The 16,002-nt window shown below is 40.3% G+C and carries 13 protein-coding genes; 5 read left to right on the top strand and 8 right to left on the bottom strand.

The annotated features are described in order from the left end of the window. Positions 1-15: 15 nt before the first annotated feature. From napH to trmB, 7 genes are all read right to left on the bottom strand, one after another. Positions 16-906 carry a quinol dehydrogenase ferredoxin subunit NapH gene (gene napH, locus RDV53_RS01950; RefSeq protein WP_005696805.1) on the bottom strand — a complete coding sequence of 297 codons (891 nt, stop codon included), beginning with the start codon at positions 904-906 and terminating at the stop codon, positions 16-18. Then, a complete protein-coding gene (gene napG / locus RDV53_RS01945) occupies positions 906-1,811 on the bottom strand; it encodes a ferredoxin-type protein NapG (protein ID WP_005696803.1) in 906 nt (301 codons plus the stop codon). The genes napH and napG overlap by 1 nt, the downstream gene beginning before the upstream one ends. Positions 1,812-1,931: 120 nt before the next feature. Next, positions 1,932-4,418 carry a nitrate reductase catalytic subunit NapA gene (gene napA / locus RDV53_RS01940; protein ID WP_005696802.1) on the bottom strand — a complete coding sequence of 829 codons (2,487 nt, stop codon included), beginning with the start codon at positions 4,416-4,418 and terminating at the stop codon, positions 1,932-1,934. A 61-nt stretch (positions 4,419-4,479) separates the two neighbouring features. Beyond that, positions 4,480-4,743: a chaperone NapD gene (locus RDV53_RS01935; protein ID WP_005696801.1), complete on the bottom strand. Its 264-nt coding sequence runs from the start codon at positions 4,741-4,743 to the stop codon at positions 4,480-4,482. Beyond that, the gene (gene napF, locus RDV53_RS01930) at positions 4,730-5,272 is read right to left on the bottom strand and encodes a ferredoxin-type protein NapF (protein WP_005696800.1); all 543 of its coding nucleotides are present in this window, start codon (positions 5,270-5,272) and stop codon (positions 4,730-4,732) included. Before napF ends, RDV53_RS01935 begins: the two co-directional genes overlap by 14 nt. Positions 5,273-5,494: 222 nt before the next feature. Continuing rightward, positions 5,495-5,836: a YggL family protein gene (locus RDV53_RS01925; RefSeq protein WP_005696799.1), complete on the bottom strand. Its 342-nt coding sequence runs from the start codon at positions 5,834-5,836 to the stop codon at positions 5,495-5,497. Positions 5,837-5,887: 51 nt separating this feature from the next. Continuing rightward, complete coding sequence (gene trmB, locus RDV53_RS01920) at positions 5,888-6,634, bottom strand: tRNA (guanosine(46)-N7)-methyltransferase TrmB (protein WP_005696798.1); 747 nt, start codon at positions 6,632-6,634, stop codon at positions 5,888-5,890. Positions 6,635-6,747: 113 nt separating this feature from the next. Here trmB and priA point away from each other — a divergent pair, with 113 nt between their 5' ends. The 5 genes from priA (at position 6,748) to acrB (ending at position 14,982) form a co-directional block, all read left to right on the top strand. Continuing rightward, entirely contained in the window at positions 6,748-8,937 is a 2,190-nt protein-coding gene (gene priA / locus RDV53_RS01915; RefSeq protein WP_005696797.1) for a primosomal protein N', read from the top strand. A 99-nt stretch (positions 8,938-9,036) separates the two neighbouring features. After that, a complete protein-coding gene (gene ftsN, locus RDV53_RS01910; protein WP_005696795.1) occupies positions 9,037-9,900 on the top strand; it encodes a cell division protein FtsN in 864 nt (287 codons plus the stop codon). 158 nt (positions 9,901-10,058) lie between these two features. Then, positions 10,059-10,637 carry a TetR/AcrR family transcriptional regulator gene (locus RDV53_RS01905; protein WP_005696794.1) on the top strand — a complete coding sequence of 193 codons (579 nt, stop codon included), beginning with the start codon at positions 10,059-10,061 and terminating at the stop codon, positions 10,635-10,637. A gap of 30 nt (positions 10,638-10,667) precedes the next feature. Further along, positions 10,668-11,864, top strand: a complete 1,197-nt coding sequence (gene acrA / locus RDV53_RS01900; protein WP_005696793.1) for a multidrug efflux RND transporter periplasmic adaptor subunit AcrA — start codon at positions 10,668-10,670, stop codon at positions 11,862-11,864. 13 nt (positions 11,865-11,877) lie between these two features. After that, a complete protein-coding gene (acrB, locus tag RDV53_RS01895) occupies positions 11,878-14,982 on the top strand; it encodes a multidrug efflux RND transporter permease subunit AcrB (RefSeq protein WP_005696792.1) in 3,105 nt (1,034 codons plus the stop codon). Positions 14,983-15,110: 128 nt separating this feature from the next. Here acrB and RDV53_RS01890 read toward each other — a convergent pair whose 3' ends face one another. Beyond that, entirely contained in the window at positions 15,111-15,890 is a 780-nt protein-coding gene (locus RDV53_RS01890) for a M48 family metallopeptidase (protein WP_005696791.1), read from the bottom strand. Positions 15,891-16,002: the final 112 nt, after the last annotated feature.

Raw genomic sequence — 16,002 nt, 5'->3', positions numbered from 1 at the left:
CACTCCATTAAATAATTAAATATTTTTAATTTTTATTTGTTTCTCAAAGCGAGATCCAAATGCAAATACATTTTCTGCGCAGACGTCAATACAACGTCCACAAGTAATACAATCTTTTGCCAATATAATTTGGCTATCTTCAGGTCCACCATGTAAAGGAAGTCTTAATACTTGCGGCTCTGGGCAAACATTATAACAGTCCATACAGCGGTCACAGCGATCGCGATCGACTACATTAATTTTTATCAGGCTTTTAGCACCAATGACACCATATATCGCACCAATTGGACAAAGGTGACCACACCAGCCATGCTCAGCAACAAGTAAGTCAAATAAAAAGATGACTGTAACCAACCAAAGGGTTGCGCCTGTTCCAAAGACAAAGATACGTCCAAGTGCCGCGACAGGATTTATCCACTCCCATAAGAGCGTACCCGTTATTGCACTACCAACTAAAATGACGGCTAAAATCACATAGCGAAGTTGACGTGAAATTTTTAATGATTGTCGAATACCTAATTTTCTACGTAACCAAGCTGCAGCATCAGTCACAATATTCATTGGGCAAACCCAACTACAAAAGGCTTTGCTCGCAACAATGGCGTAGAATATGACAATCACTAAGGCACCAATAATCGTTGTGATTTCTGGTAGGTAACCTGTCACTAAACTTTCAGCGGTAATCAATGGATCTGTCAATGGTACAGTATCCAAAAGCATGCTTGAGCTGTAATTGCCTTTTAGAATCCAAACTTGCCAAATCGGGCCGCTTAAGAACATTAAAATAATACTTAATTGACTGATTCGACGTAGAATTAAAAAGCGATAAGCATGCCACCAACCAAGTTTTTGACGTGCTTCTAAGCCAGCATCTTTTGGCTTATTCGGGGTATATTTTTCAGCCATTATTTAACCCCCTTAATGTTTAAATCCAAATTCGGGAACTGTTCAGCTTCCGGTACCGTAGTTGGACTTGGTACATAATCCATTGTCGCGCGACTCGGTGTTGCCACTTTTTGATTCGGTACGACCTGCATTGGTTGATAAACAGGTTCATGCTGTCCTTCTGGCATACGAACGTCTAATGATGGACGTAAACCATCTGGATGTTGCTCCTCAATTAAGGATTTTCCAGCGTTTTGTTTTTCTTTCCAACCTAAGCGATAGTGACGACCGAGTAGACCTTTAGCAAGATCCATTGGCAATACTTTAATTGCCGCTTCTTCTAATACACAAGCTTGTTCACATTTTCCACATCCAGTGCAAGCATCGGAATGGACGGTTGGAATAAGCTTCGCATGAATACCTGTACGATCATTATGAACGCGCTCAAGTGTAATCGCTTTATCCACTAATGGACAAACACGATAACAAACGTCACAACGTAAACCTTGCCAGTTAAGACAAGTTTCATGGTCTAGCAATACGGCTAATCCCATTCTTGCATCATTGATGTCTTTGAGCTCTTCACTTAATGCGCCACTTGGGCAAGCATTCATACAAGGAATATCAGGACACATTTCGCAAGGTTTGTCCCGAGCGATAAAGTAAGGTGTGCCAGCTTCCATTGGGGAAATGAGCGAAGCTAAATACAACATATCGTATGGACATGCTTGGACACACTGTCCGCAGCGGGTACAAGCTGCCAAGAAATCCTTCTCCGGTAAAGCACCAGGTGGGCGTAAGGCAACCCCTTCTTTGGCTTTAGCTTGTTGTTGCTGTAAGCCAAGAATCACTCCAACTCCACATACTCCAGCTGCCGTTCTTGTCACGTTTTTTAGAAACTGACGACGGTTAGGATCAAGTTTCATCTGCGTTTCCTTTTATAAGCGGTCTGATTTTGTAAAAACGTTGCAAAATTTGACCGCTCTTGTTTTTTAAATTCCTCCCTTTGTTTAAAGAGAGGAGAGACTAGAAACGAAAGGGAAAACCTACGCTTTCACCACTTTAACCGCACATTTTTTGAAGTCGGTTTCGCCAGAGATTGGGTCGGTTGCATCCAATGTTAATTTGTTAGCAAGCTGACCTGCATCAAAGAAGGTGGTGTAAATTAAGCCTGGAGGACATTTGTTACGACCACGAGTATCTAAGTAAGTAATCATTTCACCACGACGAGTGATTAATTTCACTTTATCCCCATGGCGTAAGCCATATTTTTTCGCATCTGCTGGGTGCATCCACACTAAGTTGTTCGGGAATGCACGGTGTAATTCAGGTACACGACGTGTCATGGTACCAGTATGCCAGTGTTCAAGCACACGTCCAGTACATAACCATAATGGATATTCTTCATCTGGCGATTCTGCTGGCGCTTCATAAGGTACACCTAGAATAATCGCTTTTTTATCTGGATAGCCATAGAATGCGATATCTTCACCTGGTTTGACATACGGGTCAAAGCCTTCACGGTAACGCCATAAGGTTTCTTTACCATCCACAACCGGCCAACGTAAACCACGTACTTGGTGATAAGTATCGAATGGTGCTAAGTCATGACCATGTCCACGACCGAAGTCAGCGTATTCTTCGAATAAACCTTTTTGTAAGTAGTAACCGAAGTAATCAGCTTCATCGTTGATATAGCCAGGAATGTCGGTTGGTACTTTAAATTTGTTTACTTCACCATTTTCGTAAAGCACTTCGTATAAGGTTTTGCCACGATATTCAGGCATTTGAGCTAATAACTCTTCACCCCATACTTCATCAGTTTTGAAGTATTTAGCGAATTCAACAATTTGCCATAAGTCAGAACGAGACTCACCTGGGCCTTTCACTTGTTGACGCCATAATTGAGTACGACGTTCAGCGTTACCGTAACCACCTTCTTTTTCTACCCACATACAAGTTGGAAGAATTAAGTCAGCTGCAACCGCAGAAACGGATGGGTAAGGGTCTGAAACAACGATAAAGTTCTCTGGGTTACGCCAACCAGGGAAAATTTCGTCATTGATATTCGGGCCACCTTGCATGTTGTTGGTGGACATTTGCCATAAGAAATTTAGTTTACCGTCTTTTAAGGCACGGCTTTGTTGTACTGCTGGATAGCCTGGTACGGTTGGAATAGTGCCTTTTGGTAATTTCCATTTTTTCTCTGTAATTTCAACGTGTTTCGGATTGGTTACTACCATGTCCGCAGGTAAACGGTGAACGAAAGTACCTACTTCACGCGCTGTACCACAAGCTGAAGGTTGACCAGTTAATGAGAACGGACCACAACCTGGTTTAGAAATTTTACCGGTTAATAAGTGTACGTTATAGATCATGTGGTTAACCCATACACCACGAGTGTGTTGGTTAAAGCCCATTGTCCAGTAAGATACTAAGTTTTGTTCTGGATCTGCGTACATCTTCGCAAGAGTTTCAAGCTGATCTTTTGGTACACCAGAAATACGGTGTGCTTCATCTAATGTATAAGGTGCAACGATTTTCTTGAATTCTTCAAAGTCAGAATCGTGCATTTTACCTGCAGTTTTACGATTTTTCGCTGCAACTTCAAGTGGGTGCTCAGGACGTAAACCATAACCGATATCAGTTTCACCACGTTTGAATTTAGTGTGTTTATTAACGAAATCCCAGTTTACTTTATCGTTTTGGATAATGTAGTTTGCGATGTAGTTAAGGATTGCAAGGTCTGAATGTGGATTAAAGACGATAGGTACATCAGCTAATTCAAACGAACGATGTTCGAATGTTGACATAACCACAACTTTCACATTATCAGAAGAAAGACGACGATCAGAAATACGAGACCATAAAATAGGGTGCATTTCTGCCATGTTTGAACCCCAAAGCACAAATGCATCAGTTTTTTCGATGTCGTTATAGCAGCCCATAGGTTCATCCATACCGAATGTACGCATAAACGCAACTGCTGCAGATGCCATACAGTGACGAGCATTCGGGTCGATAGTATTAGAACGGAAACCAGCTTTCCAAAGTTTTACTTTTGCATAGCCTTCATAGATGGTGGTTTGACCGGAAGAGAACATCCCTACAGCATTTGGTTCTTTTTTCTTCAGGATATCTTTGATTTTTTCCGCCATGATAGTGAAAGCTTGATCCCAAGAAACCGGTGTAAAGTCACCTTCTTTATGGAATTTACCATCTTTCATACGTAATAACGGAGTTTGTACACGGTCTGCACCGTACATGATTTTAGAAAGGAAGTAACCTTTGATACAGTTTAAACCGCGGTTTACCTCTGCATCCGGGTCACCTTGAGTTGCGACAACTCGACCATCTTTGGTTCCTACCAATACGCTACATCCTGTACCACAGAAACGGCATGGGGCTTTATCCCATTTGATGCCCATATCTTCGGTCGCATTTACCTGTTTAACAGGGATGGTCATACCGGCAGCCGCTGCTGCTGCAAGTGCAGCATTGGCTTTCATAAAATCTCTACGATTAAGTTCCATAGTTTTCCCCACTCATTGTTGAATTTTTAGAATATACAAATAATATGTATTCCTAAGTTATTTATTTTTCATCTAAGTAATTAGAAATTAAAGAAACGACAATAACCCCAGGAATATCTTTAATTTCATCCATAAGATCTGCTAACGCTAATTGACGATTACTTTCAAGAGTGACCACCAATTTGCCTTCATCAGACTTCTCGCCATGAATTTCAGCCGTTGGAATCGCTAAAATGGCTTCTTTGACTTGGTTAAGTTTTTCTGGTCTGGCTTGCACAACAATACTGCATACATACCAGTTTTCATTTTCGCTAAATTGATTCATCTGTATTTGTTTCAAAATTAATAATTTTTATTGCTTTTGTCGGGCAAACACTTAAACAAGCGCCACACCCATTACAGCTTGCTAAATCTAACATTGGTTTTGCTACACCACCAAGTTGTAATCGAAAACGGATGGCGTTCATCGGACAACTGTCTTGGCAACTTCGACATTCCACCCGATTTTCTGTTAGACATTGCGTTGTAATCTCAACTTTATGTGTCCAAGGTTCTTCTTCTAATGAACGAAAAATCGGTTGTTCGCATACTAAAACACATTTTTGGCAGAACGTGCATTCGCCCTTGTCAAATTGTATTTCAGGAAAGCCACCATCACCTTTTACAATAATTTGGGTTTCACATACCAGTATGCAATCACCACAGCGGGTACATTTATCCGTAAAGTCTGCTTCGTTAATTGACCAAGGTGGACGTATAGCATTAATACCTTGAATTTTAGCGCTTTCAGAATGTAACGATTGCAAAAACTGCCCACGTAATAACTGTCTGCGAGAAGGGTTCTCAATCGCCATATTTTTCTTTAAAATTCGGTATTTTCAGGGGGTGCATTATCTAGTTCTAATGATAAAATAGTAACTACCTAAAAGGAGTAATTTTTAAAAAATATACACTTTTATTGAGTTAGATCAAGGATATTTTTAAAATATGTTATTAATGTAAATAAATTGTTAAGAAATAAGTGAAAATGATTATTAAAAAGGGCGGAAAGCCCGCCCTTAAAAATATTTAAAACATTATGCGTTTTTGGTTGGGTAATCCCACCAAATATCGAATAATTCGCTGATTTCGATTTGTTGCAATTTATTCTCTTCTAACCATTTTTGCACTAATTGGCGATGGCTTTCATCGCATTTACCGATTTTTTCTAAGCAAACTAAGCCTTCCCAATGTAAATAGCCGCTACCTTCATAAGCTAAGCCGTTTGGTTGAATCACTTCAGCAATAAAACGATCAACGGTTTCATCGATAGTTTCGATGCTGGTTCCTTCAGCAAATTGCCAATTCACTAAAAAGCCTAATTCTTGGAATTCAGCTAAGTGAAGTTTTTTACGTTGACGTTGATTACGAGTTTTCATTTTCAATGTTCTCCTATGTTAAGGTAATGGGTATCGTCATCATCTCGATGATTATTTTTTCTTAAAGTATAAATCCCATACGCCGTGACCTAAGCGATGACCGCGCGCCTCAAATTTTGTAAGAGGGCGGAAATCAGGACGTGGAATATAATCTTTTTCAGCAGTATTGACTAAATTTTCATTGGCTGAAAGGACTTCAAGCATTTGTTCCGCATAGTTTTCCCAATCCGTTGCCATATGAATAAAACCATTTGGTTGTAATTTTTGCACGACTTGCTCCACAAAGTGCGGTTGAACAATACGGCGTTTATGATGTTTCGCTTTATGCCAAGGGTCAGGGAAGAAAAGTTGTAAGCCGCCTAATTCACCGTCTTTTACACAATCACGTAAAATTTCAGTGGCATCATGGCAAATCACGCGAAGGTTTTTCACGCCTTTTTCTACCGCATAAGCAATACAGGCACCCACACCAGGCGTGTGCACTTCAATACCGAGATAATTTTTATCAGGATTCGCTTCAGCCATATCCACTAACGATTTGCCCATACCGAAGCCAATTTCTAATATAACGGGATTCGTATTGCCATAAATCACGGCAAAATCAAAAGGGGCGTTTTGATAATCTAATCCAAGATCAGCCCAGTGATCGTTCATCATATTTTTTTGAAAATCACTTAAGCGACCTGTCCGCAACACAAAGCTACGAACTTTACGTTTATAACGACCATCTTCTGTAAATTCAGCCGTTTCAACGGTTTTACGTTTTTGATCAGCAAAGGTTTTTTGCTCTTCTGTCATGGTTTTTATTCGCTCAATTAAAATTGGCGGCGATTATACACTAAAAGGCAAGGTTGTGGGATTTTTCCACCTAATTCCCGTATAATAGCGAAAATTTTTAATTGTTTTTTGTTATGAATATTGTCCGAGTTGCATTAGCCGTACCGCTTCCCCGATTTTTTGATTATCTCTATTCGCCAGACTTGATGCCAATCGTTGGTGGACGCGTGTTGGTGCCTTTTGGTTCGCAAAAACGAGTCGGGATCGTGGTGGATTTGCCCGCTTCTTCGGATGTCGCAAAAGAAAAGTTAAAACCGATTATTGATGTACTTGATGCTGAATCACTTTTTAATTCCACAACTTGGGATTGGTTAGCTTGGTCGGCTAATTATTATCGTGCAGCATTAGGCGATGTGTTGTTTCAAGCGTTGCCAGTCAAACTCCGCAATGGAGAAAGTGCGGTTAAAAATGACCGCACTTTTTGGCGTATTACGGACCTTGGAAAACAAGCGTTAGAATCGGGTGAATTAAAACGCGCCAAAAAACAAATTGAAGCCTTAAATTTATTGCTAACGCAAGATTTAGAAAAAGGTAACAATGAAATCAGTTCCGCAATTTGGTCAGCGCTTAAAGGCAAAGATTATGTAGAAGAGATTATTGTGCCAACAGAACAAAAAAGTTGGCAACAGACTTTAGGGAATAATCCTTTAGTTAATCTTGATAACCGATTGACCTTAAACAAGCAACAAGCCCTTGCATTTAGCCAGTTGATTTTCCAAGAAGGCTTTAATGTGTGGTTGTTAGAGGGCGTGACTGGTTCAGGTAAGACTGAAATCTATTTGCAATACATTGAAGAGGTTTTAAAGAAAGGTAAACAGGTTTTAGTGCTTGTTCCTGAAATTGGGCTTACCCCTCAAACTGTGAGACGTTTCCAAGCACGTTTTAATGTGGAAATTGATGTATTGCATTCTAACTTGAACGATACGCAACGCTTAAATGTTTGGGAGCGTGCAAGAACGGGGCAAAGTGCAATCGTGATCGGCACGAGATCAGCGCTCTTCACCCAGTTTTCAGATCTCGGCTTAATCATTTTAGATGAAGAGCATGACGGCTCGTTTAAACAGCAAGATGGTTGGCGTTATCATGCAAGAGATTTAGGTATTGTTTTAGCGCAAAAGCTCAATATCCCTATCTTATTAGGTTCTGCGACCCCTAGTTTGGAAAGTGTGAATAACGTACAAAATGGTAAATATCATCATTTGGTCTTATCAAAAAGAGCAGGAAATGCGACCGCACTTCGTCAATTTGTGATTGATTTAAAACATCAACGAATTCAAAACGGCTTATCGGAACCGCTATTGCAACGTATGCAAGAACACTTAGAAAAAGGCAACCAAGTATTGTTATTCCTTAATCGACGTGGATTCGCCCCCGTGTTGTTATGCCATGAATGTGGTTGGATTGATGAGTGCCATCATTGCGAAAAACCTTATACCTACCATCAACATCAGCGTGTTTTACGCTGCCATCATTGTGGTGCGCAAAAAACAGTGCCGATGCAATGTGGTCATTGTGGTTCAACGCATTTAGTCACAACGGGTTTAGGCACAGAACAGTTAGAAGAAACCTTAAAAGCACGTTTCCCACAATACAATATTGCACGTATCGATCGTGATAGCACGGCACGAAAAGGCAAGCTTGAAGGTTATTTAGAGGATATTCAGCAAGGTAAAAGCCAGATTTTAATTGGTACCCAAATGTTAGCTAAAGGACACCATTTTCCGAATGTCACTTTGGTTGCTTTAGTGAATGTAGATAATGCCTTGTTTTCTCTTGATTTCAGAGCCGAAGAACGTTTGGCGCAGCTTTATGTGCAGGTTGCAGGACGTTCAGGCAGAGCAGAAAAACAGGGGGAAGTGGTTTTGCAGACGCATTATCCGGATCACCCGTTATTAACCACATTACTTGAAAAAGGTTATCAAGCCTTTGCAGAAGAAACCTTGAAGCTACGTCATAATATGGGCTTGCCTCCATTTAGTTTCCAAGCGTTGTTTAAAGCACAATGTCGTCATTCTGAAGAGGCGGAAAATGCATTGTCGCAATTGGCCTCTTTCTTCTATGAACAAAAAATTGAAGGTTTGCAAGTGTTGGGTCCAATTCCTGCTCCGTTCAGCAAAAAAGCAGGGCAGTATCGTTGGCAGTTATTATTACAACATGCCTCTCGGAAACAATTACAGACAGCATTGAGTCGATATTCACCAGAGCTGATAAAGTCTTCTCAAGTGCGGTTGATTTTAGACGTAGATCCATTGGATTTGAGTTAGCAAAAATTCCCTAGAAAAATGCACGACTTTTCAGTAGAATTAAGAGTTTTGTATACTCAAAGTTTAAGTTTAATTTATCGAATATTTTAGGATTTTATCGTGGCTCATCGAGATTTTGCCGGTCGAAGCGGCTCAAAGAATAAAAAGAAAGCAAAGAAAAGTTTTAATCGTAATACCTTAATTGGTCTTGCATTGGTCGTGGTATTGGGATTTGGTTTAGGGCTTTACTTCTTAAAAAACAAAACACCTGAACCTGTAGTTGCGACGACGGTCCAACCAGAAAAAACACAACCGAAAAGTGTGTTGCCAAATCGTCCTGAAGAAGTGTGGCACTACATTAAAGAATTAGAAACCCGCACAGTGCCAGTGGACAATAATCCCTCTTCTGTTGAAAAAAATATGCGTTTGACGGAAGAACAACGTCAAGTGCTGATTCAGATGGAAAAAGAGCAAAAAGCAGCAGAAGAAGAGAAAAAATTAGAAGCTCAACGTAAAGAGCAAGAAGCAGCGAATGCAGAAAAAGCCGTAGCTCAAGCACAACAAGCTCAACCAACACAGACAGCTCAAGCTCAGCCAGCTCAACAAACAGCAAAACCAGAAGCGAAAAATCCTGAGCCAGTTAAAAAACCTGAACCGCCGAAAAAAGCGGAAGTGATAAAAGCTGAACCGGTAAAAACAGAACCCGCTAAAACGGAGCAACCGAAAAAAGTAGAACCTAAACCCGCTGAACAGCAAGTACAGGCTGGCGGTAAAAAATTTGGTTTACAATGTGGTGCATTTAAAAATCGTGCACAGGCAGAAAGCTTACAAGGTCGTCTTGCGATGGCAGGCGTAAATGCACAAATTGCAACAAGTGAAGAATGGAACCGCGTACGCGTAGGACCATTTGCGAGTCGAGATGCTGCAACAGCCACACAAGATAAAGCAAAATCAGTGGTAAGCTGTGTGGTGATTGGAATGTAATTCAGAATTTAAAAGTGCGGTTAAAAATAACCGCACTTTTTTTATATTTTTTGCTTGCCAAAAAATGAAAAATCAATAAAATGAACGTTCATTCATTTTTTAATGTTTGTCTTAAATGACCTTTTTCATATATAACCCGAAGAATTTAATTTTTTATTATGCGACAAGTAAAAGCCTCTAAAACGAAGCTTGATATCAGCGAGCAGATCTTTGATGCTACAGATCGTCTTATGGCAAAAGAAGGATTACATCATCTTTCTATGCATAAGTTAGCCAAGGAGGCTGGCATCGCAGCTGGCACGATTTACCTTTATTTTAAGAGTAAAGACGAGTTACTAGTTCAATTTGCTCGTCGAGTGTTCAATAAGTTTGTTACAGCGATTGAAGAAGGCTTTGATGAAAGCCAATCTTTTTTCGAGCAATACAGAAGAATGTGGTGGAATATTTGGCATTTTCTTCAAGAAAATCCAACGATTTTGTCAAATATGAACCAATATCGATCTTTACCAGGGTTTCTTGAAACCTGCAAAGAAATGGAACATTCGTGTTGGGAGCAATTTTGTCTCAAGGGGCAAGCAGCAAATGAGTTAGCTGATTTAGATCCTCATCTGTTATTTTTGCTGAGTCTTAAAACGTCAATGGTTTTAGCCTCAGATATCAAATATCTCGGTACGGTAGTAACCGATGCGATGTTAGAATCTGTCATTGAACGCTCTTGGCGTGCAATTCAGAAGTAGTTATTTTATTGTCTTAATGGAGTTTTCCAAATGAGTATAACTCAAACTAATAGACCAAAGCGTTCGCACGTTTTCTTTTTGAAATTAGCGTTAGGCGTATTTGTGTTAATTTTTGCTGCAATGATTTTTCTAAATTATATGAAGGCAAAAGGCATTGCTGATTTCTTAGCAAATAAACCTGAAACAGCTTCTCCAGTAACTGCAATGACCGTGACGGCTTCAGAATGGACACCAATCATTGAAACAACAGGTCTTGTTCGTCCAAATCAAGGGGCGATGTTAAGTGCACAAAGCGCTGGAACCGTGTCTAAAGTGCTCGTGCAAAATGGTCAAAGTGTGAAAAAGGGTGATTTGTTAGTTGAGTTAGATAGTTCCGTTGAGCATGCAAGTTTACAAGCTGCACAAGCTCAAGTGGTTTCATTACGTCAAACTTATCAACGTTATGCAAACCTTGCGGGCAGCGGTGCCGTTTCTCGTCAAGAATTAGATAACGCAAAATCAGCTTATGAAGCACAAGCGGCAAATATTGAGTCATTAAAAGCAACCATTGAGCGTCGCCAAATCGTCGCGCCATTTGATGGTAAAGCAGGTATCGTGAAAGTGAATGTTGGTCAATACGTTTCAAACGGTACTGAAATTGTGCGTGTTGAAGATCGTTCTTCAATGAAAGTGGATTTTGCGATTGCGCAAAACCTATTAGATAAATTGCATATTGGTCAAAAAGTAACGGCTACGGCAGATGCGCGTAAAGGTGAAACCTTTGCAGCAAAAGTTACTGCCATTGAGCCGGCAATTAATTCTTCAACCGGTTTAGTGGATGTTCAAGCAACATTTGAACCAGAAGATGGGGCAAAATTATTGTCCGGTATGTTTACTCGCTTACATGTGGCTTTGCCAACAGAACATAATCAAATTGTGGTGCCACAAGTGGCGGTGAGTTACAACATGTATGGCGAATCGCTTTATATTTTGACCGCACTTTCTGATGAAGATATTGAGAAATTAGGCGGCGCAGAGAAAGCGGCGAATATGTACCGTGCAAAATCAATCACCGTGTTTACAAAAGATCGTCAGGGCATTTATGCCCAATTAAAAGGCGATGAAGTCAAAGTTGGCGATAAAATTGTGACTGGTGGTCAGCAAAACTTAAGTAATGGTGCATTAGTTTCTGTTGCAGATAAAGCGGGCGTGGGTACAGAACAACCTGCAAATAAAACGAATCTTTAATTAGGAAAAGCGAATGAGATTTACCGATATATTTATTCGTCGCCCTGTTTTGGCGGTTTCGATTAGCTTGTTAATCATTATTCTAGGTTTACAAGCGATCTCGAAATTGGCTGTGCGCGAATATCCGAAAATGACCACAACGGTAATTACGGTGACCACCGCATATCCAGGTGCAGATGCAAACTTAATTCAGGCATTTGTGACCTCGAAAATTGAAGAAGCGGTAGCACAAGCAGACAATGTGGACTATATGTCTTCAAGCTCAAGCCCAAGCACTTCAACAGTCACCGTAAAAATGAAATTAAATACGGATCCGAATGCAGCCTTGGCTGATGTTTTAGCCAAAGTTAACTCGGTTCGTTCTGAATTGCCAAGTGGTATTGAAGATCCTACAGTTTCTTCCTCTACAGGTGGTTCGGGAATTATGTACATTAGTTTCCGTTCTAACAAACTTGATGCAAGCCAAGTAACTGACTATATTCAACGCGTAGTCAAACCTCAGTTCTTTACCGTAGAAGGGGTAGCGAGCGTACAGATTTTTGGTGCATCAGAGTACGCACTTCGTGTTTGGTTAGATCCAGAAAAAATGGCAGCTCAAAACCTTTCTGCCACACAAGTGATGTCCGCATTATCAGCGAATAACGTTCAAACAGCAGCAGGTAATGATAATGGCTATTTTGTAACCTATAAAAACAAAGTAGAAACCACGACAAAATCGGTTGAAGAATTAGGTAACTTAATTGTGATGTCTAACGGTGATAAGTTAGTACGTTTACGCGATATCGCTGATATTGAGTTAAATAAATCAAGCGATAGCTCACGTGCGGTAGCCAATGGCGCAGATTCTGTTGTATTAGCCATTAACCCAACTTCATCAGCGAACCCACTCACTGTTGCAGATAAAGTGCGTCCACTTTATGAGAGCATCAAAAATAATCTGCCGGATGCTATTCAATCTGACATTTTATATGATCGCACCATCGCGATTAATAATTCGATTGATGAGGTAGTAAAAACCATTATTGAAGCAACGGTAATCGTATTAGTCGTGATTACCATGTTTATCGGTTCATTCCGTGCAATTTTGATCCCAATTATTACTATTCCGATTTCATTAATCGGGGTAATTATGTTGCTTCAAACCTTAGATTTCTCCATTAACTTGATGACGTTGTTGGCATTGATTTTAGCCATCGGTTTAGTGGTGGATGATGCGATTGTAGTATTGGAAAACGTGGACCGTCACATTAAGTTAGGTGAAACGCCATTCCGTGCGGCGATTATTGGCACGCGTGAAATCGCTGTTCCGGTTATTTCCATGACTATTGCCTTGATTGCAGTATATTCTCCAATGGCGTTAATGGGGGGGATTACGGGGACATTGTTTAAAGAGTTTGCCTTAACCCTTGCAGGGGCGGTATTTATTTCAGGTATCGTGGCATTAACACTTTCACCAATGATGACAAGTAAGTTACTGAAATCGAATGCGGAGCCAAGTAAATTAGAGCAACGAGTAGAGCATACATTAAGCAAAGTAAATGCAGCTTATGCGTATGTTCTTGATTTGGTGATGGTTAATCGTAAATGTATGTTGATGTTTTCGGCGATTATCTTCGCGACCTTACCTGTATTGTTTAAATCGCTTTCGAGTGAATTAACACCACCAGAAGATAAAGGGGCATTTTTGGCGATTGGTTCAGCACCGTCTAACGTGAACGTGGATTATGTGCAAAATGCGATGACACCTTATCAGGAGATTTTAACGAATACGCCAGAAGTGCAGTTTGCCATGACGATTTCAGGCGCTCCAAATTCTAACCAATCGTTAAACGTGATTACGCTAAAAGACTGGAAAGAACGTTCAAAAAGCCAAGCAGAAATCTTAAATGAATTAAATGCGAAAGCGAAATCAATTCCTGAAGTATCTGTACAAGGCTTCTCGTTCCCAGAAATTGATACAGGGGAGCAAGGCCCTCCGATTGGTTTTGTGATCAGCACGTCACAAGACTATAGTGATTTAGCAAATGTGGCAGGTAAATTCTTAGAGGATATGAAAAAATCCAGTAAGTTTGTGTATACCGACCTTGATTTGAAATTTGATACCGCTCAAATGCGCATTAAGATTGATCGTGAAAAAGCAGGGACTTACGGCATTACGATGCAACAAATCAGCCGTACTTTAGGTAGCTTCTTATCTGCCGCAACCATTGAGCGTGTAGATATTGACGGCCGTGCTTATAAAATTATTTCCCAAGTAAAACGTGACAATCGTTTATCACCGGAAAGTTTTAATAAATATTATGTGACAGCAGCAGATGGTACCTCTGTACCGTTAAGCAGCTTAGTGACTGCCACATTAGAGCCACAACCAAGCTCATTACCTCGTTTTAGCCAGTTAAACTCAGCGGTAATCAGTGCAGTACCAATGCCAGGTACTTCAATTGGTGATGCAGTCCAATGGTTACAAGACAATGCGAAAAATACCTTGCCACAGGGTTACAACTATGACTTTAAAGGCGAGGCACGTCAGTTAGTACAAGAGGGTAGCTCACTTGCAGTAACATTCTTACTTGCGGTAGTGATTATTTTCTTAGTCTTGGCGATTCAATTTGAATCAATTCGTGATCCAATCGTAATTATGATTTCTGTACCGTTAGCAGTGAGTGGTGCGTTATTAGCCTTAAATGCCTTCGGATTTGTAGGGATTGCAGGAACGACACTCAATATCTACTCACAAGTGGGTTTGATTACCTTAGTTGGCCTTATCACGAAACATGGTATTTTGATGTGTGAAGTGGCAAAAGAAGAGCAGTTAAACCATGGTAAAACACGTATTGAAGCGATTACAGCCGCAGCTCAAGTCCGTTTACGTCCAATTCTGATGACAACCGCTGCGATGATTGCAGGTCTTGTACCGTTGCTTTATGCAACAGGTGCGGGTGCGGTATCCCGTTTCAGTATTGGTATCGTTATCGTAGCCGGTTTGGCAATTGGTACATTGTTTACCTTGTTCGTATTGCCAGTGATTTATTCGTACATTGCGAGCGAACACAAACCATTGCCTGAGTTCGATGAAAATGTGAAACCAATTGAAGGCCACATTAACGAACAACATTAATTAACAATGGTATAAAAATAAACCGCACGTTGATTCTTCAAGTGCGGTTTTCTTTTAGAGATTAAAAAAGCGAACATGATGTTCGCTTTTTATTTATGAAAGTGCGATCAATTTTTTGACTGTTTTATTTAGCCATTTTTATTTTTAGCGGCTTTATAAAGTTCCATCGCTTCGGGTAATAAGCGTTTCAAGTTTTCTTCACGAGAAGCATCGCTTGGGTGAGTTGAAGCTAATACGTCAAGAACGCCTTGAGAACCACCTGAGGCTTTAGCCATTTTTTGCCATAATCCCGGCGCGACTTGTGGATTGTAACCTGAACGAGCCATTAACATAAGCCCCACTTCATCCGCTTCAGTTTCTGCACTACGAGAGTAAGGTTTATCTAACGCAAAGTCTTTAGTCAGTGTGACTAAATCTGTCATATCAGCCCCTACTACGGCAGATAATGCTGTTCCACCAACTGCACCTGCAATAGCGCTTATCGTACCGAAGTTAGCTTTAGCTTTACCGTGCTCTTTTAAGGCGTGTGCCATTTCATGCCCCATAACGACGGCGATTTCATTATCGTTTAGTTGTAAAGTATCGACTAAACCTGTATAGAAAGCCATTTTCCCGCCCGGCATAGCCCAAGCATTAAGTTCTTTGGACTTAATGACATTAATTTGCCAGTTAAATTGTTGTCCAGTTTCATTCGCTTGGTCTGCATAAGGCACCATTTTATTAAACACTGCATGAACACGTTTTGCAGTTTTTGATGAAGTATCAATTACACCATGTGCACGCATATTACCCATTTCTTGGGTATAGCTACTTGCTGCTTCTTGATTGATTGAGGCAGAATCCGCACAAGACGTGATAACCGCCCCTGCTAATACAGCAAAAGCAAAACTTTTGAGTTGTTTTTTCATAAATTATCCTTTTGTTGAGATGGCTGATTATATGAATTTATTGCGTTTTGTCGATACAAAAAGATTGTCTTTTAAATTTGTACTACTATAATAGTGCAAATTTTTATTTTAG

Origin of the sequence: Haemophilus parainfluenzae ATCC 33392 (assembly GCF_031191205.1) — a bacterium.
In the GTDB taxonomy this organism is placed as follows: Bacteria; Pseudomonadota; Gammaproteobacteria; order Enterobacterales; family Pasteurellaceae; genus Haemophilus_D; species Haemophilus_D parainfluenzae.
The sequence above is the reverse complement of the archived record's forward strand: the minus strand, read 5'-3'. Positions and strand labels throughout refer to the sequence as shown.

Excerpts from the sequence above, each read along its gene's own strand:
- acrA (WP_005696793.1), top strand. The coding sequence starts at position 10,668 with ATGAGTATAACTCAAACTAATAGACCAAAGCGTTCGCACGTTTTCTTT.
- RDV53_RS01905 (WP_005696794.1), top strand. The coding sequence starts at position 10,059 with ATGCGACAAGTAAAAGCCTCTAAAACGAAGCTTGATATCAGCGAGCAG.
- acrB (WP_005696792.1), top strand. The coding sequence starts at position 11,878 with ATGAGATTTACCGATATATTTATTCGTCGCCCTGTTTTGGCGGTTTCG.
- priA (WP_005696797.1), top strand. The coding sequence starts at position 6,748 with ATGAATATTGTCCGAGTTGCATTAGCCGTACCGCTTCCCCGATTTTTT.
- napF (WP_005696800.1), bottom strand. The coding sequence starts at position 5,272 with ATGGCGATTGAGAACCCTTCTCGCAGACAGTTATTACGTGGGCAGTTT.
- RDV53_RS01935 (WP_005696801.1), bottom strand. The coding sequence starts at position 4,743 with ATGAATCAATTTAGCGAAAATGAAAACTGGTATGTATGCAGTATTGTT.
- napG (WP_005696803.1), bottom strand. The coding sequence starts at position 1,811 with ATGAAACTTGATCCTAACCGTCGTCAGTTTCTAAAAAACGTGACAAGA.
- trmB (WP_005696798.1), bottom strand. The coding sequence starts at position 6,634 with ATGACAGAAGAGCAAAAAACCTTTGCTGATCAAAAACGTAAAACCGTT.
- napH (WP_005696805.1), bottom strand. The coding sequence starts at position 906 with ATGGCTGAAAAATATACCCCGAATAAGCCAAAAGATGCTGGCTTAGAA.
- napA (WP_005696802.1), bottom strand. The coding sequence starts at position 4,418 with ATGGAACTTAATCGTAGAGATTTTATGAAAGCCAATGCTGCACTTGCA.
- RDV53_RS01925 (WP_005696799.1), bottom strand. The coding sequence starts at position 5,836 with ATGAAAACTCGTAATCAACGTCAACGTAAAAAACTTCACTTAGCTGAA.
- RDV53_RS01890 (WP_005696791.1), bottom strand. The coding sequence starts at position 15,890 with ATGAAAAAACAACTCAAAAGTTTTGCTTTTGCTGTATTAGCAGGGGCG.